At 46.4% G+C, this 24,235-nt stretch carries 21 protein-coding genes, 1 tRNA gene and 1 rRNA gene; 6 read left to right on the top strand and 17 right to left on the bottom strand.

Features of this window, described 5'->3' with window-relative positions; all coding sequences use genetic code 11:
- Positions 1-304 (bottom strand): 16S ribosomal RNA (locus tag BLS44_RS14530); the annotation flags it as partial.
- Between the two features lie 979 nt (positions 305-1,283).
- Here BLS44_RS14530 and BLS44_RS14525 point away from each other — a divergent pair.
- Positions 1,284-2,267: a glycosyltransferase family protein gene (locus BLS44_RS14525; protein ID WP_090390824.1), complete on the top strand. Its 984-nt coding sequence runs from the start codon at positions 1,284-1,286 to the stop codon at positions 2,265-2,267.
- A gap of 37 nt (positions 2,268-2,304) precedes the next feature.
- On the opposite strand, the gene truA is transcribed toward BLS44_RS14525, so the two are convergent.
- The 9 genes from truA to BLS44_RS14480 form a co-directional block, all read right to left on the bottom strand.
- The gene (gene truA / locus BLS44_RS14520; protein WP_090390822.1) at positions 2,305-3,033 is read right to left on the bottom strand and encodes a tRNA pseudouridine(38-40) synthase TruA; all 729 of its coding nucleotides are present in this window, start codon (positions 3,031-3,033) and stop codon (positions 2,305-2,307) included.
- 55 nt (positions 3,034-3,088) lie between these two features.
- Positions 3,089-4,456, bottom strand: coding sequence for a DUF4476 domain-containing protein (locus tag BLS44_RS14515; RefSeq protein ID WP_090390820.1), 1,368 nt, complete (start codon positions 4,454-4,456; stop codon positions 3,089-3,091).
- Between the two features lie 514 nt (positions 4,457-4,970).
- Complete coding sequence (locus BLS44_RS14510) at positions 4,971-5,774, bottom strand: TPM domain-containing protein (RefSeq protein ID WP_090390818.1); 804 nt, start codon at positions 5,772-5,774, stop codon at positions 4,971-4,973.
- A gap of 6 nt (positions 5,775-5,780) precedes the next feature.
- Positions 5,781-6,245 carry a TPM domain-containing protein gene (locus BLS44_RS14505; RefSeq protein ID WP_090390817.1) on the bottom strand — a complete coding sequence of 155 codons (465 nt, stop codon included), beginning with the start codon at positions 6,243-6,245 and terminating at the stop codon, positions 5,781-5,783.
- A gap of 4 nt (positions 6,246-6,249) precedes the next feature.
- Complete coding sequence (locus BLS44_RS14500; protein ID WP_090390816.1) at positions 6,250-6,825, bottom strand: LemA family protein; 576 nt, start codon at positions 6,823-6,825, stop codon at positions 6,250-6,252.
- Between the two features lie 13 nt (positions 6,826-6,838).
- On the bottom strand, positions 6,839-7,420 hold the full coding sequence (locus BLS44_RS14495) for a LemA family protein (RefSeq protein WP_090390814.1): 582 nt from the start codon (positions 7,418-7,420) through the stop codon (positions 6,839-6,841).
- A 328-nt stretch (positions 7,421-7,748) separates the two neighbouring features.
- Complete coding sequence (locus BLS44_RS14490; RefSeq protein ID WP_090390812.1) at positions 7,749-8,219, bottom strand: hypothetical protein; 471 nt, start codon at positions 8,217-8,219, stop codon at positions 7,749-7,751.
- 10 nt (positions 8,220-8,229) lie between these two features.
- Positions 8,230-8,682, bottom strand: a complete 453-nt coding sequence (locus tag BLS44_RS14485) for a diacylglycerol kinase (protein WP_245729219.1) — start codon at positions 8,680-8,682, stop codon at positions 8,230-8,232.
- 187 nt (positions 8,683-8,869) lie between these two features.
- Complete coding sequence (locus BLS44_RS14480) at positions 8,870-9,739, bottom strand: hypothetical protein (RefSeq protein ID WP_143019783.1); 870 nt, start codon at positions 9,737-9,739, stop codon at positions 8,870-8,872.
- A 204-nt stretch (positions 9,740-9,943) separates the two neighbouring features.
- Between BLS44_RS14480 and BLS44_RS26580 the strand changes: the two genes are divergently transcribed.
- Positions 9,944-10,117, top strand: coding sequence for a hypothetical protein (locus BLS44_RS26580; protein ID WP_176954427.1), 174 nt, complete (start codon positions 9,944-9,946; stop codon positions 10,115-10,117).
- An 88-nt stretch (positions 10,118-10,205) separates the two neighbouring features.
- On the opposite strand, the gene BLS44_RS14475 is transcribed toward BLS44_RS26580, so the two are convergent.
- Positions 10,206-11,405 carry a phosphoglycerate kinase gene (locus BLS44_RS14475; RefSeq protein WP_090390809.1) on the bottom strand — a complete coding sequence of 400 codons (1,200 nt, stop codon included), beginning with the start codon at positions 11,403-11,405 and terminating at the stop codon, positions 10,206-10,208.
- A 104-nt stretch (positions 11,406-11,509) separates the two neighbouring features.
- On the bottom strand, positions 11,510-12,523 hold the full coding sequence (gap, locus tag BLS44_RS14470; RefSeq protein WP_090390808.1) for a type I glyceraldehyde-3-phosphate dehydrogenase: 1,014 nt from the start codon (positions 12,521-12,523) through the stop codon (positions 11,510-11,512).
- A 186-nt stretch (positions 12,524-12,709) separates the two neighbouring features.
- Between gap and BLS44_RS14465 the strand changes: the two genes are divergently transcribed.
- Positions 12,710-12,781: transfer RNA gene (locus BLS44_RS14465), tRNA-Glu, on the top strand.
- Positions 12,782-12,907: 126 nt separating this feature from the next.
- On the opposite strand, the gene BLS44_RS14460 is transcribed toward BLS44_RS14465, so the two are convergent.
- The 5 genes from BLS44_RS14460 to BLS44_RS26570 form a co-directional block, all read right to left on the bottom strand.
- A complete protein-coding gene (locus BLS44_RS14460) occupies positions 12,908-13,162 on the bottom strand; it encodes a hypothetical protein (RefSeq protein ID WP_090390806.1) in 255 nt (84 codons plus the stop codon).
- A 202-nt stretch (positions 13,163-13,364) separates the two neighbouring features.
- Positions 13,365-14,102 (bottom strand): LytR/AlgR family response regulator transcription factor, encoded by a 738-nt coding sequence (locus tag BLS44_RS14455; protein ID WP_090390805.1) that lies wholly within the window; start codon positions 14,100-14,102, stop codon positions 13,365-13,367.
- 12 nt (positions 14,103-14,114) lie between these two features.
- Positions 14,115-17,162: a sensor histidine kinase gene (locus tag BLS44_RS26815; RefSeq protein WP_218127761.1), complete on the bottom strand. Its 3,048-nt coding sequence runs from the start codon at positions 17,160-17,162 to the stop codon at positions 14,115-14,117.
- Between the two features lie 165 nt (positions 17,163-17,327).
- Complete coding sequence (locus tag BLS44_RS14445; RefSeq protein WP_090390802.1) at positions 17,328-18,815, bottom strand: histidine kinase; 1,488 nt, start codon at positions 18,813-18,815, stop codon at positions 17,328-17,330.
- Positions 18,816-18,880: 65 nt separating this feature from the next.
- Positions 18,881-19,018, bottom strand: coding sequence for a hypothetical protein (locus BLS44_RS26570; RefSeq protein ID WP_176954426.1), 138 nt, complete (start codon positions 19,016-19,018; stop codon positions 18,881-18,883).
- Between the two features lie 436 nt (positions 19,019-19,454).
- Between BLS44_RS26570 and BLS44_RS14435 the strand changes: the two genes are divergently transcribed.
- The 3 genes from BLS44_RS14435 to BLS44_RS14425 all read left to right on the top strand — a co-directional run bounded on the left by BLS44_RS14435 (position 19,455) and on the right by BLS44_RS14425 (position 24,217).
- A complete protein-coding gene (locus BLS44_RS14435; RefSeq protein WP_143019782.1) occupies positions 19,455-21,197 on the top strand; it encodes a hypothetical protein in 1,743 nt (580 codons plus the stop codon).
- 152 nt (positions 21,198-21,349) lie between these two features.
- A complete protein-coding gene (locus BLS44_RS14430) occupies positions 21,350-23,848 on the top strand; it encodes a hypothetical protein (RefSeq protein WP_090390798.1) in 2,499 nt (832 codons plus the stop codon).
- A gap of 57 nt (positions 23,849-23,905) precedes the next feature.
- Positions 23,906-24,217 (top strand): hypothetical protein, encoded by a 312-nt coding sequence (locus BLS44_RS14425; RefSeq protein ID WP_090390797.1) that lies wholly within the window; start codon positions 23,906-23,908, stop codon positions 24,215-24,217.
- Positions 24,218-24,235 lie beyond the last annotated feature (18 nt).

The raw sequence follows: 24,235 nt of genomic DNA, 5'->3' as shown, positions 1-24,235 counted from the left end.
CGTGCTCTCACACCAGTTAATGATCGTTGGCTTGGTGAGCCGTTACCTCACCAACTACCTAATCATACGCACACCCGTCTTCTAGCGCATCGCTGCTATAATAACAATGAGATGCCTCATCATCATCTTACGGGGTATTAATCCAAGTTTCCCTGGGCTATCCCCCTCTAAAAGGAAGGTTGTGTACGTGTTCCGCACCCGTTTGCCGGTCTCAAGAAGTGCAAGCACCTCTCTACCCCACGACTTGCATGTATTAAGCCTGCCGCTAGCGTTCATCCTGAGCCAGGATCAAACTCTCCGTTGTAAATGAGTTTGACTTACTGACATCTAAAAATTCTCAAGAGAAAAATTAACGTGCCAAAAATCTAATGTTATTTGCTTTTTGACTTACCTTTTCGTTGTCACAACATAATGTGACTGAATTGTGCTATTGTTTCCATACTTTCAAAGATCTTTTCGCCTTCATTACCCCTAAAAGGCAACTCCAACAAATTTGTCAATACCGCCGGACTCGAACCAGCTTCGCGCCTTAAACACCGTATCATTTATTTTTTTTAAGAACTAAACCCTTTCTTTTCTTCCGCTTCGGGGTTGCAAAGGTAAAACCTTTTTTTCAAATCACCAAAAATATTTTTAAATAATTTTCAGTGTAACTATTTATATGTGAAGAACTTACCTGTGAATTGAAGTGCTTGTTTTTTACCATCCCTTATTTCCAAGCGGACTGCAAAGATACAACTTTCATTTTGATTTTCAACACGATCAGCAAAATATTTTTTTCTATTTTTCTAACCATTTGGTAAGTATAAGCGGAATTCCCAGCAACAGTTTTACTGGTATTCATTATAGTAGTAGATGCTTCTGAAATCCAGACTGGATCAATGTTTCAGAGCTTTTAATCTTTTATTTTCTTCTCAGAGAACTCATCCGTTTCGCAAACGGAGTGCAAATATAGAACCTTTTTCTGAACTGCAAAATTTATTTTTCAAAAAACACTTCTTTTTTAAATAAAACCCGGGAAAGCCAATACCATCATCATTCCCGCGTTATAAAAAAGCGGCCCCAGCCCCCTGTCAAAAAAAATCCGGTGAACCGCATAGTTCGCAGATAAAAAGCGTCTATACATAATGTAGTATTGACCATTACACTTTAAACCCTGTCAATGCCATTGTATACCGGATTTTACCAGGTATGCTGTTGCTGTAAGGTAGTTTGAAGCAGTATTCCAGACCCGGTTCACAAAACCGGTTCATATCTAACCCCATTGAACAAATAATAGATTTATGAATAAGACCCCGCGTTCGATCCTCATCGCTAATAACCATTTGGAAAATTTGGGAGGATCAGAGACCTACACATATGCACTGGCTGAAGAGCTGAAGAAGCAGGATTTTGAAGTGGACTATTTTACCTTTCAGAAAGGATGGGTATCTGACAAACTGGAGGCCGACCTCGGTATAAAGTTCCGGCAAAAGAGGCGGTATGATCTTATACTGGCCAATCATCACACCTGTGTAAACCACCTGCGGCTGCGCGGGTTCGTTATCCAGACCTGTCATGGCATCTACCCGGAGCTGGAGCAACCCTCGCCCTATGCAAACGGATACGTGGCTATTTCGCAGGAAGTAAAGGAGCATCTATCGCAGAAGAATTTACCAAGCAAGATTATTTTAAATGGGATTAATGTAGACCGGTACAAAAGCGAGACCCCGTTAAACAGCGAAGTACAAACGGTGCTGAGCCTTTGCCACTCCGAGGAAGCCAACAACATTCTTGAAGCCTCCTGTAAGGCAACCGGTGTGGACCTCATCACCCTGAACAAGTATAAAAACCCGGAATGGCATGTAGAAAAAGTCATCAACAAGGCCGATCTTGTTGTAGGCATCGGACGGTCGGCCTATGAAGCTATGGCCTGCGGGCGACCGGTGATCATATTTGACCACCGCTCCTATTTTAAACCCTGTGGCGATGGGTATGTAAAAGACCAGCTGGAACGCAGTCTTTTAAAAAACTGCTCGGGCCGGTATTTCAATAAACCGTTCTCCGTTGCTGAAGTAGCCAGGGAAATAAAAAAGTTCCGGCGTGAGGATGGAAAATTTTTCCGGAATTTTGCGTTAACCAAATTAAACATCACCCATACGGTTCAGGAATACCTGGATTACTTCCATTACCTGAAATTCCAGCGCCCGGGCATTCAACAGCTTTCTGCGTCAGTTAAAAGGTTCTTTAACAGAAGGGCCTTAAAAAAACAGCCCTATATCATATAGCATTGCGTTACAGGATCAGCGGCATAAGACCTGGCGATTATATTGGATAGGTTACCCGTTGCAGGGTTAAACCACGTGCCGGTGCATCGAACCAGGCAGTGCCACAATTTGCCTGCCTGATAACCTGTTCAAAGGCCTCTATGGTAAGAGACTGCCGTCCTACCCGCAGCATCGTGGCTACCAGTGCCCTGACCATTCCTCTCAGAAAGCGATTGGCGGTTACATGATACAGAAAAAGATCATTTTCCTGCACCCAGTAGCTTTCCATCAGATTACAATGAAAGGTTTTTACCTGGGTATTTTTCTTGGAAAAGCTGCTGAAATCTTTAAAACTCTTTAATAAAGAGGCGGCCTGGTTCATGGCCTCCAGGTCCAGGGGGTAGGGGTAAAAATAAGCCGTATCGGCCAGGAACGCATTTTTAAACTGGTATACCTTATACACATAGGAGCGGCTCAATGCATCAAACCGGCTGTGAGCATCATCAGCAACCCTCCGGATCTCCTTAATAACGATATCACCGGGCAGGATGGCATTCAGGTTATACATCCATTTTATATCAAAATCCCGGTTCCAGTCAAAGTGAAAAAAATTCTGAAAGGCATGCACGCCGCTATCGGTCCGGGAGGACCCGGTAAGCACAAAGGTTTCTTTAAAAAAAATGGCTAACGCCCGCTCAATCTCACCCTGGATGGTTGCCCCCTTGTCCTGAATCTGAAAGCCGCTGTAGCGGGTTCCCTTATAAGAAACTTCCAAAAAATAACGCATGGTAACCTGGCGGCCAAGGGCTGACAGCTTTCAGCCATCAGTTTTCAGCATTTTACTATTTAATAAGACCGTTGAATTTCTCTTTGTAATAGTCGTCTTTGATCTCCGACTGCAGCGCACCGAAATTTTCGGGGTCAGCAACATGCGCCCGGGCTGCCTCAAAGAAGTTGTACTTGCCTGCATTCGATAAGAACATACTGCTGATGTATTTTACCTGTGCGCTGGTATAACATTTCATCTTAAATGCCCGCCGGGCCTCCTCTATCATCTGCTCATCATTTTCCTTGCCAGCCATATCTCTGCGCAGCTTTAAAAAGTCATCTTCCGTAGCAACCGTCTTGCAGTTTCCGGGTGCGGCCGGCGCCGCTGCGGCAGCCGGTTTTTCCTTCTTCTTCCCGTCTCCGTTTTCCTGCCCGTTCAGCGGCTTTGCCCCGGCAGCAACCTGTTCGTCCTCTTTGCCGTCGGCCGCCGCCGGCTCTTTTTCTGCTGCAGGCTTAACAGCTTCAGATGCTTCTTTTGCTGCAGCGGGTATTGTGATCTCTATCTGTTCCGTTTTCCCGCCGGTGCTGCGGTCTTCATACAGCACAACTGTTCCCGTTCCGGAAGAATGCTGCGATAATTTTACTACGGCACCTTTTCCAACTTTTGTGCTACTATTCCCGGGTTCCTTTGCCGGAGCTTCCGGTTCCGGCCGGGTAGCCCCATTTTCCTGAGGCGTTTCGTCTTTTTCACTGTCCTTGTTTTCTGCCGGTGCCGGGGTCTCTGCTTTCTCTACCGGCTTTTCCTCGGGTTTGGGCTGTTCCAGCAGACCAGGGTTATTGGCAGCTTTTGAAAGTACTTTTGTAAAATCGCTTACGCTGCTGTTCTCAACAGGAGCAGGTGTTTGCTGGGCCGGCGGCTGTTGCGCAGGCGGTTGCTGAACCGGCTGGGGAGTCTGTTGTACAGCTGCCGTTTCTGCCGGCACTACCGGTGCGGGTGTTTCCTGCTTAGGTTGTGGCTTGGGTTCCTGGCGGCGGGGTTGCGGCTTGGGCGCCTCCGTTTTAGCCAGTGCTGCGGCCTCTTCGGCCGAAAGCGGCTTTTGCACATCCATGGTTTGCAGATCAAACAGCGACCAGCCATCTGCACCAAAATTTTTAATGAGGTATCCTTTATCTTTTGAATCGATCTTAAATTTAAAGGTCATCTCCGGGCTCTTATTGTCCTGGAACCCAACAACCAACCGGTAATCTCCATCCTTTAACTGCGGCAGGATCAGGTATCCCGAAGAGTTGGCCTCAATACGCTGCCCGTTGATTTTTATGAAAAATGGCTGAGCCGGTTCGGTTTGCAGGTAAACAAAATATTTTGATTGAACCGAATATTGCGCGAAAGAAATAAAGCCTGTCAGCAGAAAGATCATCGCCAGTAAAAAACGCTTATTCATGATATATGTATTGTTCTATTTATCCTATCAAAATGATTCCTTCTAACAAAAATAACGAATAATACGAGGTGGAAAAGTTTCTGGTTTAATGTTTCTCTGAAAGCAGCCCGTTGCACAGGTCATTTCAGCTATCAGATTCAGCTTTTGGCCATCAGCAGTCAGATTTCAGCTACCAGCCCCCGAAACTTCGGGCAGTTATCAGTGGCACCTTAAACAATATCCAGCCACATTGAACCAGGCATTTAACCTGTTATCTTTGAGGAGTAAAACGGATATAACCTCAAACCTGAAACAAACATCGGAGCTGTCATAACCAGGAGGCTGTCGCTTTGGGAATGACCATCCCCCCGGGAACGTACCATATCCCATAGGAAATGTTAAATGTAACGGGCTCCCAATAAAAGCCCCTTGTATATATGTATTTGGGAACGTCCGTAGACAATAGCAAATCAATCACCGGGGGATAAAACGGCCCGGATTTAAACTGTGCGTATGGTTCCTGAAACCGGTCTGCTCACCAGCTCCCTCCTGCTCCGCCGCCACCAAAACCGCCGCCGCCGAAGCCTCCGAAACCTCCACCGCCGCCGCCAGACCAGCCGCCGCCGCCGCCACCTCCCGACCAGCCACCAGGTATGATCCACCCGCCGCCGCCGCGGTAACCGCGCCGCGAAACGTAACCACCGCCGCCGTTTCCACCGCCGCTCATAAAGACCACAAACACGATTACAACGATGACCACCAGGATGATGGTCCCAAAGCCAATGCCTTTGCCCCGCTCATGATACCCCTCCGGTGCTTTAAACCTGCCGGCTGCTGCCTGGATCAGGGCATCTGTGCCTTCATCCAGCCCGCGATAGTTATCGCCCCGTTTAAAATCCGGGAGGATGATCTCCTGTATGATCTGGTCGGCTACCAGGTCGGTAATGGCCCCTTCCAGCCCATACCCGGTTGCAATAAACAGGCCCCGGTCTTTGGGCCCGGCATTGATCAGTACCACCACCCCGTTGCTGAATTGCTTTTGCCCGCCAACACCCCATTTCCTTCCCAGCGCAATGGCATAGTCGTCCCTGGAATAGCCTTTCAGATCATCCACGATCACGACAGCGATCTGATTGGAGGTACTGTCGTCATAGGCAACCAGCTTGCGCTCCAGCGCATCTGCCTGTTCTTTTGTGATAAAGCCCTTGCCATAGGCATCCTTCCGGGTAAAATCATTGACCAGCCGGGGAGGACTGGGGGGCTCCGGGATCACGGATCCGATCTGTGCAAAAGACACAGCCGAAACCAGCAAAAAGTATAATAAAAGATTTTTTTTCATTGCGTCTTAACTGCCAAAAACGATATCGTCCGGGAGCTCATTATGGTCGGTAGCCCGATCAAAAGGAAAATAATGGTGGAGACCTTCTCCGATCTGGTGGATGTACTCGCTGATGCCGGAGGCAAAATGTTTCTGATTAAAGTGACTCAGTATTTTCGTTACCAGCTCGTTCCAATACTGTTTCCCGGTACGCTGATAAATACCCTCATCCCCGAAAATGGCCAGCTGCCGGTCTTTAACCGCTACATAGAGCAATACGGCATTCCGGTCTACCGTGTTGGCCATCTTCAGTTTAAGGAATACCTCTGCCGCACGGTCTACAGGGTCCACATATTTGTTATGGCTTTCCAGGTACACGCGTATTTCGCCACTGGTACGGCTTTCTGCCTGGCGGATCGCTTCAACGATCTGCTCTTTTTCGGCGCTGGTAAGCACTTCTTCCGGATGTCTGTTGAATAAAGAAAAAGCCACGTTATCAGAATTTAATTGCTACATTTTTATCAGCACCGGCCACCGCCTGGAACCCCTCCCGGGGTTTGAACCCGGTGATCCCGGCAACCAGCTTTCCCGGGAAACCCCGTACAGCACTGTTATAGCCAGCCACTGCCGCGTTAAAATCATTGCGCGCTACCTTGATCCGGCGCTCGTTCCCTTCCAGCTGGGTTTGCAGCCCCCGGTAAGCCTCTGTGCCCCTCAGGACCGGATATTTTTCGATCACCGCAATAACCCGGTTGGAGGCTGCTGCAAGTGAATCCTGCAATACGGCCTGCCGGCCGTAGTTTTCGGCCGTCATCTCTCCTCCCGATCCCTGCTGTGCTTTCTGACGTGCCTCTGCAATAGCCACCAGGGTCGACTGTTCAAAACCGGAAATCCCCTTAACGACACCAACAAGATTGGGCGTAAGATCCAACCGGCGCTGATAGGTATTCTGCACCTCGTTCCACATCTGCTGTACTTTTTCGTCCTTTTTAACAAACGAATTGTAAGTTGTAAAAAAATAGATCGCTATAATGCCCAGCACTGCCGCTATGATCAGCCCCCTTTTTTTCATCTGTGACAGGCTGTTAGAATTTTACTTTGGGTGCCTTATCTGCACCGGGATCAGCTTTAAACCCTTCCTTGGCATGAAACCCGAAGATGCCTCCCAGGATGTTCATGGGGAATGAACGCACTTTTACATTATAGTTGTTCACTGCGGTATTGAAGGTCCGGCGTGACGCACGGATATCATTCTCGAGCCCTTCCAGCTGCCCCTGCAACTGCAGAAAGTTCTGGTTGGCCTTTAATTCCGGGTAGGCTTCCACGGTAACCAGCAAACGTCCCAGGGCACTGGTCATCTGCCCCTGGGCGGCCTGGAATTCGGCCAGTTTCTCCGGTGTAAGATTTTCAGGATTTACCTGTACAGATGTTGCCTTGGCACGTGCGTTGATCACATCCGTCAAGGTGGATTTTTCAAAATTAGCGGCCCCTTTTACCGTTTCCACCAGGTTGTCTACGAGATCATTTCTTTTCTGGTATTCGCTCTGGACATTGCTCCAGGCATTATTTACATTTTCCTGTTCCTTTACAAGGCCATTATAACCCTTGCACCCCATAAAGCCGAGGATCACCAACAGAATAACAATGACTAACGTAACTCCTTTCATATGTTTGTGTTTTAGGATTTGATTGAACAAATTTATACTAAATAATATACCAAGTTATTAAATTCCGGGGCTCGTTCCATATTTATGCTTCCGATATCGGTGAAACAGGGTGAAACAGCGGTGAAATAGTTATCAGCTATCAGTTGTCTGCCCCTTTTAAACAATATCAAACCACATTCAACAATGTCCCGCTACGGTAAACCTGGAACCCTCCTGTGATCTTTGAGGGGTCAAACACGGTATAACTGAAACCTTAAACTTTAACCGAACATAGGAGGTATCAGATTCTTCTGTGTCACTGACTGCTGATGGCTGACCGCTACCAACCCTATGGCTTTACTTTCAGCAGGACCTTTTTATCCAGGAACCAAAGCATGCCCCTGCCGCCGGTTCCCAGGAAGATATCCGGATTTCCTGCATAGTCCGGCTTGCTGAATTGCAGCTCTGCATACCGGGCACTATCGAGCCACGGAAAGCTGAATTGCGCCTTTGAATAATTCCCCTTGGGAAAACCCGCTTCCATATACGCATTCAGGATATCCCCGTAGTGCTGCTCATCATAATAGAGAATCGCTTCCAGTCCGTCCATGTCCTGACCGTTCCACTGAAAAACAACGCTGTAAGGCGGGTAAGTTTTCAGATCAATGAGTGTTCCCAGTAGTTCCCTGTTTTCCGAGATCCCGAGGCCGGTATTGGGTTTTAATACCGGTGCCTGCGGTTCCGCTGTGGAAGCCTGCTGCCGGCTTCCGCATGCATAGCCCAGTAACAAAACAAAAAAACAGGAGATCGTCCATTTCATAAAAAGCGGGTTATATCAGTTTCAGTAAACGGGGTATAAAAATGACCACCCCTGCAATAAAGGCCCCTGCTGCAATAATGAACACTGCGGCTGCTGAAACATCCTTGATGTATTGGATCCCCGGATGCTTCTCGGTGCTGACCTGGTCACAGACTTTTTCAATGGCGGTATTGATCAGCTCGGCTCCCATTACACCAGCAATACAAATAATAATGATCAGCCATTCGTATACAGTCACTCTTAAAAAAAACGCCAGCGCGATGGTGAGCAAGGCTGCGAACGTATGCAACCTGAAATTTTGCTCCGACCGGAACGCAGCTTTTAACCCGTTGCCGGCATAGCCAAAGCCCCGGAATAGTTTTTTAAAGGAGAACAGGTGACCCATGCTCAAAACTACGATAAAAGTGCAAAACGATACCGCCTGAAACATGGCAGTCAGGGCAAACGCATCTAATTTCAGCATTGTGCAGCTCCGGGGGAGCAGCGTGTTTGTTTGACCTGAAATTTTACGCGGCGCCTGCAGGAACCGGGGTTTCCCTTTTGATACCCTGCTATAAACACGAGGCACTTACTGTACCTGCAAATGCTCCCGGTGCGCTCTTTTCACCCAATTTAGATGCGTTTGCCCTGCATGGCTGTACAGTGATCCTTTATTTCTTTCTTTTTACCGGCTCAGGTACCGACTTCTTTTTACCTGCGGCTTCCGCCCCGGCGGCTTCTTCTTCCAGTGCTATCGAAAACGCAGCCCATACACAACGGCGGCATCCCAGTTCCCCACCTTTTTCCAGCACTTCCTTTGCTTTCTTACGATCCTGCAAGGTCGTATAATAACCTCCCAAAACTGCATATCCCTCCATATCCCCCATCCGGATCACCTTTTCGATAATAGACAGTATTTCGGGATCTGCATCCTGCTTTATATCAACAGGTTTATTGCCCAGCAATGCCCCGATACCCCCCAAGTTTTCAATGATCCGCAAACCGGCATAATCCAGGCATGCTTTGGAAAGACCGCTATCGCAGAGCGCTTTCATTTTTCCTCTATAAGCGTGATCTTCTGCCGCCAGGAATCCTGTTCTGTCCTGTGCCTTTATTTCATAATACTGATTCAGCAGGTATGCGATGCGATCCGCCGCCTCTGCGCTGGTGCGCCTGCTTTCGACCACCGAATCCCCGATCAATTGCCATACGCCTCCATTCACCCATTCGGATACACCATACAATTTATTATCCTTCAGCAGAAATTTAAAGATACTTTTATCGGGATAGACGATCAGGCTATCGCCCTTCTGAAAATAATAGCCGTCGCCCATTCCTGTGATATCTAACTTACCATTTCCATCAAATGAGAAATAATTGTATAACAACGTATCGGAGGTTGCATTGAAATAGCCCGTCAGGCGATTGGTGATCTCCTGTCCATTGCTGTGTATATGCAGGGCGGGTGTAACCAGCAGCATCAGGAGCGCTATTGTTCTTGTAAAGCAGCGCAAAACAGTGTTTTCCGGGGTCGTCTTCATATCCACAGGGGTTTAAACCGCGCAAATATATCAAAAGGAGTCGAGCAGCATCTGCGCTTTTAAACAAATTGAGCGGCATCAACACATTCGCTTTCAGTTCCTTCTGCTGCAGGTCAGCCGGACTATGACAATACCCGCGTTCTCCGGGTTGTGTTGCTCCTGGTCACTGCCGGCTGGGCGGCTGCAATAAAAAGAAGACCCGGATTGTATTTACTTGCATCTGCGGTCATTGCAACCCTGATGCTAAGCGCCTGTAAAAAGCATTTCAACGATGCCGTTAACAGAAAGGGGGATACTGTTTTTATACACATTGCGCAGGTTGATAAAGACGGAAAAACAGCAAGCCTCAGCAAGATCATCCAGGTAGTAAAAGATTAACATCTCTGATCTTTAAGCAGCAACCAGATCCATCAATAAAAAAGAGGCGTCCGGGAACGCCTCTTTCATCTTATTAAAGTGGTTATCGTCAGGCTTCTTCAATAGCTGCGATACCCGGAAGTATTTTACCTTCAAAGAATTCCAGCATGGCACCACCACCGGTGGATACATAACTTACCTTATCGGTATACCCGAACTTATTAACGGCCGCAACACTGTCGCCACCGCCCACTAACGAAAAAGCCCCGTTCTGCGTAGCTTCGGCAACCGCATCCGCAATGGCTTTGGTTCCGGCCTGGAATTTTTCCATTTCAAAAACACCCATCGGGCCATTCCACAAAATAGTTTTAGATTTTTTGATCACATTTGCAAACTGCACCCGGGCTTCATTGGCAATGTCCAGTCCCATCCATCCTTCAGGGATATTGTCGCTGGGCGATTCCGAAACACTGGCATCGGCGGCAAATTTATCGGCAATAATGCTTACACCCGGTAAATGGATGCATACATTTTTTTCTTTGGCTTTTTCCAGGATCTCTTTTGCAGTATCCAGGCGATCTTCCTCACAAAGAGAAGCACCGATCTTACCGCCCATTGCCTTATAGAAGGTATATGCCATACCGCCACCGATGATGATATCCGTAGCTTTTTCCATCAGGTTCTCAATGATCAGGATCTTGTCGGAAACCTTTGCCCCGCCCAGGATAGCGGTGAACGGCTTTTCGCTTTGTGTTAATACCTTCTGTGCGCTGTTCACTTCGTTCTCCATCAGCAGCCCAAACATTTTTTTATCACCCGGGAAGAATTTTGCTATAACGGCAGTTGAAGCATGGGCACGGTGTGCGGTACCAAAGGCATCATTCACGTATACATCACCCAGCTTGCTGAGTTTTTCGGCAAACGCTTCATCGCCTTTTTCCTCTTCTTTGTAAAAGCGGAGATTTTCCAGCAACAGCACTTCACCCGGGCGCATCATATCTGCTGTAAGATAAGCCTGCTCACCAATGCAATCATTGGCAAACAAAACAGTGGCTCCACCCAGCAATTCGCTCAGGTGCGCCACCAGGTGCTTGAGAGAAAACTTGTCTTCCGGACCGTTCTTGGGACGCCCCAGGTGGCTCATCAGGATCACTTTACCACCATCGGAAAGGATCTTTTTGATGGTGGGCACGGCGGCCTTCATGCGGGCATCCGATGTAATTTCCAGCTGGTCGTTCAGCGGAACGTTAAAGTCTACCCGGATCAGCGCTTTCTGATCTTTGAAGTTATAGTTTGAAAATTTCGACATTGTTAAAGATTTTAGAGACCTGTGAGGTTTAAAAAATCTCACAGGTCTTATTTAAAAAGAAAAAAGCGGAACGAAGTGTTCCGCTTTGACTGCTTATTTCTGAATTACTTGCTGATCAGTTTTGCAAAATATTCAACCGTACGAACCAGCTGTGATACATAGCTCATTTCGTTATCATACCAGGAAACGGTACGAACCAGTTGCTTGTCGCCTACAGTCATCACCTTTGTTAATGTAGCATCAAACAAAGAACCGTAGTGCGTGCCGATCACATCGCTGCTCACGATCTCATCTTCATTGTAGCCAAAGCTTTCATTAGCTGCGGCTTTCATTGCGGCATTGATCTCTTCAGCGGAAGTTTGTTTCTTCAACGTCACATTCAGTTCAGTAATAGAACCGGTGATCGTAGGCACCCGCTGTGCGCTACCGTCCAGTTTTCCTTTCAGGTTCGGTAATACCAGGCCGATTGCTTTTGCAGCACCGGTGCTGTTGGGCACGATGTTGGCGGCGGCGGCTCTTGCCCTTCTCAGGTCACCTTTCGGGTGCGGAGCATCCAGGGTGTTCTGATCGTTGGTATACGCGTGGATGGTGGTCATGATACCCAGTTCGATACCGAAGGTATCATCCAGTACTTTCGCCATCGGGGCCAGACAGTTGGTAGTGCAGGAAGCACAGCTGATGATGGTTTCGCTGCCGTCCAGGATATCGTGGTTCACGTTGAACACAACGGTTTTCAGATCGCCGGTAGCGGGTGCAGAGATCACTACTCTTTTAGCACCTGCAGCGATGTGCGCTTCCGCTTTTGCTTTGTCGGTAAAGAACCCGGTACATTCCAGTACCACGTCTACATCATGATCTTTCCAGGGAATCTGAGAAGGATCTTTCTGGGCATATATTTTGATCTCATTACCGTCAACGATAATAGAGTTTTCAGTGCTTTTTACGTCCTGGTGAAAGCCACCCTGAGCGGAGTCATATTTTAACAGGTGAGCTAATACTTTAGGGCTGGTCAAATCATTGATCGCAACAACGTCGATACCTTGTTGGTTGTAGATTTGACGATAAGCCAAACGACCGATTCTGCCGAAGCCGTTGATGGCTACTTTTACTGTACTCATAGTTGTGTAAAAAATTTAATTAAGTAAGAACAATTTTTGGAGGCGTAAAGTTACAGCATTTTGTACGGAATACATATTAAACGATTTCGATTTTTCGCCCCCTTTTTTTTAAAAGTAATTATTTTTCATTTTTTTTTGGCGAATCCATTTTAGTCCACTATCTTTGCACTCCCAAAAACGGATAACGCCGCGTTGGTCAAGGGGTTAAGACGCATCCCTTTCACGGATGAATCACGGGTTCGATTCCCGTACGCGGTACTAAACTAAGAGCAGGAAACCTTGTAGGAGTCAATACTACAAGGTTTTTTTGTGCCGGTTCCCGGACGGAACACGGACGGATTTCAAAAAACGGATCAGGCAAAATCAAAAAGACAGGTACCTTGGTTAGATATTCATGTTTTGAGCATCATAAAAAAAGCCATTAGGAAACAATATTTTTTGCACCGCTCTCCTATTATCCAATCCGCCAGACACCCATATCATACTGAGTTTTTCAAGCTTTTTAAGAGAAACTTCAAGTAAGTTTTCGAGGTTAGATATCTTTCCCGGAAGTGCATTCATTTCTTTATAAATTTCCTGCATTTCATTTGACAAATGCTCTAAAGTAAGATCATATGTCTCCTTATTGATCTCTCCCAAACCCAGACGAATGGTCAGTTCCCTCTTCTTTTGTTCAAAGCCCTTTAAGCCCGACTCTAATGAATTCTCTTAACCGGACACACCGCTTTGATAATGCTCAAAAATTGCTTTTTTACCAAAGGGGCCATGGAACCAGGTAAAGAATACTTAAGCAAAAAATAGATAAACAGCTCCTGCCCTTTTAGCTTTAAGTATCCGGCAATTACAACCACCCGAAACTCTCTTCCAACCGATTTTTCTGGTTGCGGGATACGGGCAGCTCATTACCGGTCACCAGGGTAAGCAGGTTTTCATTCCGGTTGAAGGATTTTACCAAATTGAGATTGATAATATACTGCCGGTGTATGCGCAGGAAATGCTGCTCCTCCAGCACATCCTGAATCTCTTTTAGTTTCCGGGTAATCAACATTTTTCGGCCATCCTGCAGCACCAGGGTCGAGTAATTACCCGAGGCTTCCGCAAAAGCAATATCCTTAATATCTACAAATGATACCTGAGAGGTGCCGGGAATGGCAATTTTACTTATATGCCCCAGGCGCAGCTGCTGCTTCAATTGCTGCAGCTGCGTTTCGTGCAATCGCTTTTGCCCCGACACTTTCATGACCACTTCATTCAGTTCTTCCGGGTTAACAGGCTTTACCAAATAATCGAGCGCATTAAACCGAAATGCCTTAAGTGCAAACTCATTGTAAGCAGTTGCAAATACCACATTGAAATGAAGCCCCCGCAATCGCTCCAGCAGTTCAAACCCATTCATTTGCGGCATTTCGATGTCGAGGAATATCAAACCGGGGTCCAGCAGTTCAATTTCCTGCAGCGCCTTTACCGGGCTGGTAAAAGTGGCAACAACCTGCAGTTGCGGGTATTGCAACAACAACAATTGCATTTGCTCAATACTGTCTGGCTCGTCATCAATGATTATCGTTTTGATCCGCTCCATGTTTTTATTTTTTTAAGTTACCGGTAGGGTGATCGTCACCTCGGTGCCTGCGGCTATGTGATCCTCATACAGGTCATGAATGGCCACGCTGGCATGGGTACCGTATTTTTGGTTCAGTGCTTCCAGTCGTTCATGCGTAATATGCATCCCGTATGATTTATGAGTGGTGGCCGATTTGCTTTTCAGCAGGGTCGCTTTTATCCTGCCGATACCGTTATCGCGAATGGTAATGGTTAAAAAATCATCATCGCTTTGCCGGATCATTATATAAAGCATTCCACCCTCCTCTTTGTGCATGAGCCCATGCCAGATGGCATTTTCCACAAAGGGCTGAATCATCATTGGGGGCAGTTCTATATATTCCTGTTCAATATGGGGATCGATGCTGATTTCGTATTGCAGCTTGTCTTTAAAGCGCATGATCTCCATCTCAATATATAACTGGATAGTTTCCATCTCCTGCTTTAAAGTAACGCGTTCGTTTTTGCTGTTTTCCAGTACCAAACGTATCAGCCTCGAAAACTTTGTAAGGTACATGGTGGCCGACTGGCTATCGTTTTTGGCGGCATAAAGCCGTATAGAATTCAAACAATTGAAGATAAAATGCGGGTTCATCTGCGCGCGCAGCGCCATTACTTTAGAGTGGGCCATTTGTTCCTTTATATGCGCTTCGCGGCGTATAGCATTTATGCGCCACTTAACCAGTACAAAACCGATGACCGCCAGCAAGGCAAAACACAGTACCTTAAACCAGGTTGTTCCCCAGAAGGGCCCGTTAATGACAATATCTATAAATGTACTATTGCCACCCATCCCGGCCCTTACTTCAAACCTGTAGGTACCCGGGTTTAAATTAGTGTAGCTGGCCTGCGCGTGTTCGCCTGCGCTTACCCAATTCTTATCTACACCGGAAAGGCGATAAACATAGGTGGTGGGCGTCACGCTCAAAAATTTCAGGTTGGAAAATTCAATGGTTATAAAATTTTCTTTGTAGGAGAACACCACGGGCTTTTTTGCAAAAAGCAGGGAATCGACGGGTACCTGTCTGTCAAATATTTTTAACCCGGTAATGGTTACCTGTGCAGCAACATCCACCGGCAATTTACCAGGATCAAAAACAACCAATTCAGTGGTGGTCCATGTGATCCATTCTCCGGAAGGCGTTGTAATGAGCTCCCCTGAAAAAGCGCTGTTCAGCACCCCGATCTTCGGATAAAAAACAGAAAGTGCATTTTGCGCAGGTGCGTATTTATAGAGTTGATAGTCTGATGTAAACCAGATATTTCTTTTGTTATCCGTTCTGGCGGCAAATGCCGTTGCAGGTGCATTGGCAACCCGCGCACGCAACGGCGTATAGGTTTTTAGTTTTGTGTTAAAGAAATACAGCCCCCCGTAGCGCATTGCAACAAGCACCGTATCTCCGTTATAGGGTGCAATGCTGTTACAAAAGGTAGCATTGGAAGGTACCAGGCGATAAACCGTATCTTCAAAACACTGTTTTTGTATGTCAAACTCCCGAAGTCCATCCTCAGTCCCCACCAGGCAAAGCCCCGAAGGCCCAACAAATAGGGCCAAAACGGACCGGAGCGTTAAAGAACGGGGCTGTCGTTCATTCCTGTAGGGGAGAAATTGTCGTTGTTGTTTATGCCACACCACAACCTTGCCGCTGTGCAACCCGAATGCGATATTCCCGTTGCCATCCTGCACCATTGTGCGTATAGTTTTCCCCTCAAATTCGGGCGGGTTCAGCGTTCTTACAGATAAGGTAACAGGGTTAATAATATGCAAAAAACCATACTGGCCGCCTGCCCATATATTTCCCTCGTCGTCCTGCAGGAAACACCAGACCTGATTTTTTGCATATATATCATTAAAGAAAATTTTCTTTTTTAAATGAAAAAGGGTGTCATATATATTTATACCATTGCCCCAGTTTCCTGTATAAAGGTCGCCATTCTTTGCCCTGAAGGCCGTTGTCAATTCTGTTTCCGGCGCAGCCTGTGGTTGTGATGAGAAATTGCTGAGCGGGGTAAAATATTGTCGGTTGGGATTAAAAACACTAATGCCCTTGTCGGATCCTATCCAGATATTTTCTTCCCTGTCCTGGAACAAACTAAATATATCATAATTGTATTGAAGCGATAAATGGTGGCCGGGCCAATGCGTTACAAGAGCAAAACTGCTATCGCCGAAACGGTATTGCAATACCCCCCCATAAGAAGTAGCGATCCATAAATTACCCTGATGGTCATCAAGGTAGTTGTTGGCGCTGATATAGGGCATCACCTTACCGCCGCATTTCTTGATGATGTCCTTCAGGTCGTACCGGTACAATTGTCTTGCATATAAATTATACCGGAAGATAAAATGCGAGTAGGATACGATCCAGATATTGCCATGCGTATCTAATTTCCAATCACGGAAAGCCCTTAGCGGATATTTACCGTCAGGGATAAACAAATGATTACCGGCAAAGGGTTTCAGGGTATTCCCCACAGGATCGTATTGCGAGTCGTATACTTTTTTTCGCTTGTGATCAAATAAAAAAAAGCACTTATCGGCAACCAGGGCCCATGTTTCGTTGTGTATCCTGTCCTGTATAAAATTGGCAAATAAGGGTTCCTGGTCGCCCGGCGCTTTTATCAATGCGATTCCCTGTACCGTATTTTCGTTATCCGTCGTTTTTTGTTTGGTATAAAATTGCAGTTGCAGTTGATGCCCTTTCTGGTCGGTAAAATTTTCTGACACGCCCTTCTTCCAATCATCAGCAGCAGACACCACAGTCGTTTTGTTGGCCAGATAGCTCCATTGTTTTGTTTGTGTTATGGCCGTGTACAACACCCTGTTGCGATCGTCATCAATAGCCATAATGTTTACATACAGGGGCGCGTTAACCGATGCCCCCGTATCAACGGTATTGGCAAAGCGCACGCCGTCGTACCGTTGCAATCCCTTTTCAGTACCAATCCAGATAAATCCTCTTTTGTCCTGGGCTATTGAGGTCACCCTGTCATTTACAAGCCCGTTCGTATTGTCCAGGTTGTTAAAAATATAGTTCACAGGCGGTCTTGCCGTAATTTTTGGAATCACAAGATCTTGCCCCCCTGCCGGGCTAAATGCCAATAAGCAATACAGGACTAATATAAACAGATAGCGGGGATACAAGTACTAAATTTAAGAAAAATTCCGGGCAACGCTAAATTCTGAATGTTCATTTACGCATTTTTAAGTCATGGGGAGGGTTATCGTTACCTCGGTACCTGTGGCTATGTCGCCCGCATGCAGATCCCTGATAGCCACCCCGGCATGGATGCCATATTTTTGGTTGAGCGCTTCCAGGCGATCCTGTGTAATATGCATGCCATATGATTTGTGAGTAATGGCCGATTTGCTTTTCAGCCGGGCCGCTTCGGCCCTGCCGATACCATTATCCCGAATGGTGATGGTTAAACAAACCTCGTCGCTTTGTCGGATCATAATATGCAGCATACCCCCTTCTTCTTTATGCATTAGCCCATGCCAGATGGCATTTTCCACAAAGGGCTGAATAATCATGGGAGGTACTTCAATATATTCCTGCTCAATCTGGGGGGCAATGCTGATTTGGTATTTCAGTTTGTGTTTAAAGCGCATGGCTTCCATTTCAATATAGAGCTGCAGCATTTCTATTTCCTGTTTCAACGTAACGCGTTCATTTTTTGTATTTTCCAATACCAGCCGCATCAGCCTCGAAAATTTAGTAAGGTACATGGTGGCCGACTGACTATCGTCTTTAGCAGCATAAAGCCTTATGGAATTCAGGCAGTTGAATATAAAATGCGGGTTCATCTGGCTCCTGAGTGTGGCCAGCTGCATTTCGGCCATCTTCGCATTCATGGTTTCCATTTCCTTTTTTTGCTGCTCTATTTCCCGGGCATTGCGTATCGCATTCAGTTTGTTGCCCAGCAGCGTAGCAATGGTTACCAGTATATTGAGGTGCATGGGGGTATAGTAATTTTTTTGAGAATGTTCGCTGTCAATAGCACCCAACAGTTCGTTGTTGTACAGTACCGGCGCGCATATTTCGCTGTGGCGAAACATTTCATCCTCCCGGTAGCGCGGATCGAGCGTGGTATCCGGAATTAACAGGGCTTCCCGGCCAGCAACTACGGCGCCTACCACACCCTGGCCGGGCACAACGGTAAAAGGCTGTTTCTCTATTTCCTCGATGCTGCCCTTAGGACCATAGCCTGCTTTTTGTATCATCATTGTTTTATCCTCATTCCATAAATAGAGCATACAGTCTTCAAACTGCAGCCTGGAAATAAGATTGCCTGCCACGCTCCAAAGCACCTCATCTTCCGTATTTTTATTGATCAGCTCGGTTGAAAAAAAGCTGGTTATCTTTTCCAGGTCCAGCGCTTTATTCAGCTGTTCCGCTTTTAGCCGTTCCCGTTGCAGGGCGTTCTTATAGATAATAAAGCTGCCAATACCTGTAAGCAACAGCAATGCCACGCCACTAAAAAGCCATTGCTGGCGAAGGCGCAGGTTTGCCTCGGCAACCTGCAGCTTATCCAGCCGGCTCATGTAGTTTAAGGAATCTTCCTTTTCCGAAAGATAGTGAGCATTCTCGGGGATCGAAAAGCTTTTTTGCCTACTCTTTCCGGTTCGGCCCGGAACATTCGTTTGAAAAGAAAAAACCCCAAACAGGAATAGTAAGATGGAGGCTTTCATAAAAATCGGTCTTGCCGTATACTGAAATTAACGGTCAATAATGAACCGGGTGCCGTCTTACTATATCAACAGTCCGTTTGATTGTATAAATGACCGGTTATACTGTATAAAGGAATATGCTGACCGGAAATATGCAGGAAGAAAGCCCGTAATGTATGATCGCCGACGCCGGTGATGCCGGCCTGCTCTCCTGCAGCATTCATACAGGATAGCTGCATTTTATACAACAATATGTGCCGTTTGCAAAGTGTTTCAATATACAGACTGCTGACCAGTTTATTTTAGACATATCAATAGTAAATGCAGTGCCGGTTCCGTGGAGGAGTTCAGAAGCATGTTACAACTGAGCCGATATATCTATTTATTAATAAAAAACAGGGAGAATGCCTTTAATCCTGGTGCCCCGAAAAAGCGCAATGGTTTTTATTATCGTGCTCGCCGCAATTTGCATTGCCGGCGGAGTTGTTAATAAGGCATTAAAGCCACTCATTGTTGGTCTGGCTATAATGATTTATGCGTTCATCTGTTTGGCGGCCGGCAGCAAAAAAAAGCCCGGGCAAGATTCCTATCCGACCTATTAAAGGGGGAAAAAGCAGTAATGGACAATGAAGCATCAACACAGATAGAATACCATCAAAAATGAAGCATCAATATATCATAACAGCGGTACTTGTTTTCCTATTGCAATATAGCGCAGTGCTACCGGCCCAGGACCTGCCACCCTTAACCTCTGTTGACTCTTTAGCCTATTATCCCAAAACATTGACGAGACCTAATGCAAGCGGTATTTACCCCAATACGGTCATCGCTACTTTATTGATCTCTGCTCCCGGCAATTATTTTACAGACTGGACGATAACAGGCCCCAATAATACGGCAAATCCTGTTGGGGTTACTTTAAATACGACAGACAGCTATGGCTCCGCTACCTCATTAAGAACCAATAGCAGTTTTGTATATGTAGTTTTTAAATCTACCGCAGCGATCGGAACTTATACAGTAATGGCTACCAGGGGAACAACGGCCTCAACAACAATAACCCTTACAGACGGCAGTAACCCCTCCATTAATTTATGGGTGGCAAGGGATCAGGGAGACATACAAAGAGTTGAAAGTTTTACGGTGAGCAATGGTAAATATATATCGGGGCCTTCCACGCTTTTTTATACGAATACTTCATTTGCCGCCCTCAGCAGCAACGCTTATTTTCGCCAGCAGGACGGTTTTTTCTACTGGAGTAACCAATATGATCTTGGGGCCAACACTTTTGACTTGTATAGCGTGAGCAGTGATGGCGGTTCCGGTAACATGAAGGTTTCAAGATGGAATTTCCCCGCCAATACACCCTCCTTTGCAGCCTGGAATTTTGTGCGCCTGGCCAATGACAACAACACCCCTTCAAGCGTGTGGACCATCATCTCAGACGGCTTTCAAATATGCCTGGCCAAAATGCCCTCAAGCGGCCTGAATCAGGGAACTACAATACTTGTTGATGATGATGTACAGCTCTCGGGGGGAACCGCATTCGATTTTCAGGGTGGCGATCTGTGTTTTGATGCCTCGGGAAACATGTATGTTGTAGCAGGAGGATCGGACCATAACTATATTTATACCGGGCGACCGGAAAATCTAAAAACCGCCGCCACATCTCCCAGTGGCAATACACTGCTGACACGAAAATGGCAGATTTATAATGAGAACAACCAGCCTTTTACGGGTAGCTTTACCGGTTGCTGTTTCGATATCAATGGCGGCATGTACCTTTCCGTAGCATACAACGCCAATAGTGCCGCCGACGGGATTTACTATCTTGATCCCGCCACCATCCAAAATGCAAACAACACAAATATTATACAGGCGAAACAGATTTATTCCGGCAGCGGAGTAACCGACCTTGCCTCGAATGTTTTTCCTGCATCAACCCCATTGGCTGCAGTTTTTGGCCCGGTACAGGCGGTGCGGAATAAAAACAATATCACCATCAATTGGGACACATACAGCGAAGAACACAATACGTATTTTGGTGTTGAGGTATCAAACGATGGAATGCGTTTTAAGGAAGTGGCGCGTGTAAAAACCAAGGCGATCAACGGTAATTCATCCAGCCGGTTAAGTTATACCTGTTCCCTTACGGCAGACAACGAGGGCATTTTAATAAGCTTTTCGCTTTTGCCGGTTTGTATGATCCTCTTATCTTTTCCGGGAAGGCGCCTCCTAAAACTTTTAGTGTTTTTATCAATCATTGTATGCAGCTCCTGCAGTAAAAACAAAAGCATAAACAGCCCTGGCGACCGGGCATCGATATATATACGCATTGCGCAGCATGACCTCGATGGCAGTGCTTCATACTCGAAGATTGTTAAAATAATTGATAATAATTAAGACCTGCCGCTCCATTGACATAGCATTCTTCAAAACAGCTATGTTCCGGATCACCTGGTTGATATAGATGGCCTGCAGCAGGGCCCTTGCTATGGCGGGTCAACACTATGCTAATATTCGATGCCGGGCAATTCTTGTTTAAAACAACAACAATGAAAAAACTTATCCTACTTATTGCCATTAGCTGGTGGGCCTTATTGGTTGCCAATGGGCAAAACACCTGGAAGGGTACGGTAGACAACAATTGGTTCAATGCCCAAAACTGGTCCTTGGGGCACGCGCCGGTTGCAGCTGAAAATGTGGTTTTACCGGCTAATTACATCAACTATCCTTCTCTTCCGTCTTCTCCATCAGTTAGCATTGGGGCATTAGACATCTGGGGGAAATTTTATATAAACAAATCGTCTTTAACAATTTCAAAACTAACAACGCATCCGGGTGCTGAAATTCATGCATCAAGCTCTTTTGAACAGAATTATGTACAGGGTTTCTTAATCTCCAATGGTTTTGGTGCAAATTTAACCAGCACATTACAAAACACTACCATTTATGGAGCCGTTTCTTTTACCGCGGACCATGGAACGCTTACCGAAGGAAATAATATTTATACAGCAAATGCCGGTGAGCAAAGCAATATCTGGTTCCAATCAAGGTACGACCCTGCCGCAAAACTGATGCTGGGCAATGCGGGCCCCTCGCGGTATGATGGTAATTTATGGATTAACTTGTTAAACTCAGGAACCTGCTCTGTACGCAATTTTTCAGTTGCCGGCAATTTTATTTTTTCCGCTGCTGATATGAGTATGATAGAGATCGCGGGCAACCCTAATGCTGTTACCGTGGCCGGGACGGTGTATATTAATATAAAACATACTTATGGCGACACCCCCCGGCGCCCCACCATCAGTATTACTGATTTCAGCAATGGCGCTACCGCCTCCCCAGAAAATATTTCTATAAGCGCTGTTTCCAACATTTTATTCGCCAACAATAAACTAAATATACATAAAGCCGATATTGCCGACCTTATTGGGAGCGATGCCAGTTTCACAAACAACACATTCAACACAGATACATTTAATATTGCAGACAATAGCAATAATACAGGAAATTGGATGTTACAGGGCAATACGTTCAAGGGCCATTTCAGCTTCACCAAAAACGGCAACGGCCGGGCCTATGCATATAGCAACCGGTTCAATGGCACCCTCGCCATTACTCAAAACGGCAGTGGCAATTTTACTACATCCGGAAATATAGTCAGCGGCTCCGCAGTTATTAAAATGCCGGGCAATGGTACGCTTTCACCCCCCGGCGACTATGATCTGAATAATTACGGACCAGACCAGTTTGCCGGCGACCTTACCCTCACCGCCTCCAATACCGGCCATATCGGTTTGAGTGGTACGGGTATCGGAGGCGATCTTAAGCTATACGGGAATAATACATCCGTTAACAATATCGTATTCAATGGCAATGGTGACAGTCATTTATATTCCGATCATGGCCCCGTTGCCTTCAGTGCCCTTACCATTGCAAAAACAGCTGAAACCGGTAAACTGATCCTGGATGTACCTGTAAATCTTTTCAGCACGGGTGGATTTCTGATTCCGCTGGCAAAAGTCAATTTTACAAAAGGGCAGATCATATCCAGCAAAACAGCGCCCTTTACGTTCCTGGGCCGCAATATCATACCCCCAGTTGCCAGCGCAGCAAGCCATGTGGTGGGCCCCGTTATTAAAACCGATGAACCCTATATTGACAATACTACTTCTTTTACATTTCCTGTGGGTTCAGATGCAAAGTACTATCCGCTTACGATTTCGGGCGAACAGATCTCGGCCGGCGACCAGTTTACTGCCGAATATATTTCTCAAAACCCCACTGCCGCGGGTTATGATGTAACAAAAATGGCGACTACCCTGAAAGGCGTTGCTACTACCGGTTACTGGCTTATCAGCAGGGATGCCGGCACCACCAACGTAACCGCCACATTTACTTTCAACGCAGCGCCCGGTACCATTACCAATCTTGGCAAACTGCGCGTGGCCCACTGGAATGGCAGCCTTTGGGAAGACCTGGGCAATGGCGCTGCTGCATGGATCGACTCTGCCAATGGTATTGGCCGCATCACCACGGCGGCACCCATCACCAGCTTCAGTCCATTTGCAATTGCCACCACCAATGCCGCGGCAAATGTGTTGCCGGTAACCTTTACTACACTATCGGCCATTTATAAAAACGGGCACATCGAGGTAAGCTGGGTTACCGCCGGCGAAACAAATTGCGCGTACTATGATATTGAGGTTTCCACCGATGGAACAAAATTTACAAAGGCAGGCACCGTAACCAGTAAGGCCCCGGGCGGAAACGCTGCTGCAGATCTGGAATATAACTTTTCATTTACGCCCGCTGCGATGGCCCTGTCCGGGCTGATATTACTGCCTTTCTTTTTTGCGTTTTCAAACAAAAAACGGCCGGTGTTCATCCCGGCATTGATGATCATAATCTGCGTTATGATCGGTTTTGCGGCCTGTAGAAAGGAAAAGGAAATGCTCCCTACAGGGGCCATGCGTTTGTTTATACGCATCGCCCAGGTAGATAAAGATGGTGCGGTGCACTATTCCAAAATCATCAAAGCCGTGGAGTAGCAAAGATTTTAAGGGATAACGCTTCTTTTAAATATCAAAAATATAAATTCTGAATACATGAAAGCGACAAATTCAAACACAATAAACCGGGCAATAAAAGCCATCGGCGAAATGCAGGCAAAAGCAGACACGCGTGAACAATTAGGTGTACTGCTCTATGACCGGCTGCTTAAAGAAATAGCCACAGGAAAGCATTTCAGGGAAGACGGAACAGCTAAGCTTTCTGTTACCGTGCATTTTTCCACGCAAGAGGTAAATACCGAAAGCGCTGACGGCATGCGGAAATTTTGTATCCAGGTTTGTTTTGAGACCCCGGATGGGGAAATAATATGTCATAAACACTGCAGGCCGGACTGGATAGATGGGTAATTGCCCTGTCCTTATGCC

Source organism: Niabella drilacis, from assembly GCF_900101395.1.
Classification (GTDB): domain Bacteria; phylum Bacteroidota; class Bacteroidia; order Chitinophagales; family Chitinophagaceae; genus Niabella; species Niabella drilacis.
This window is presented reverse-complemented; position numbering and strand designations above follow the sequence as displayed.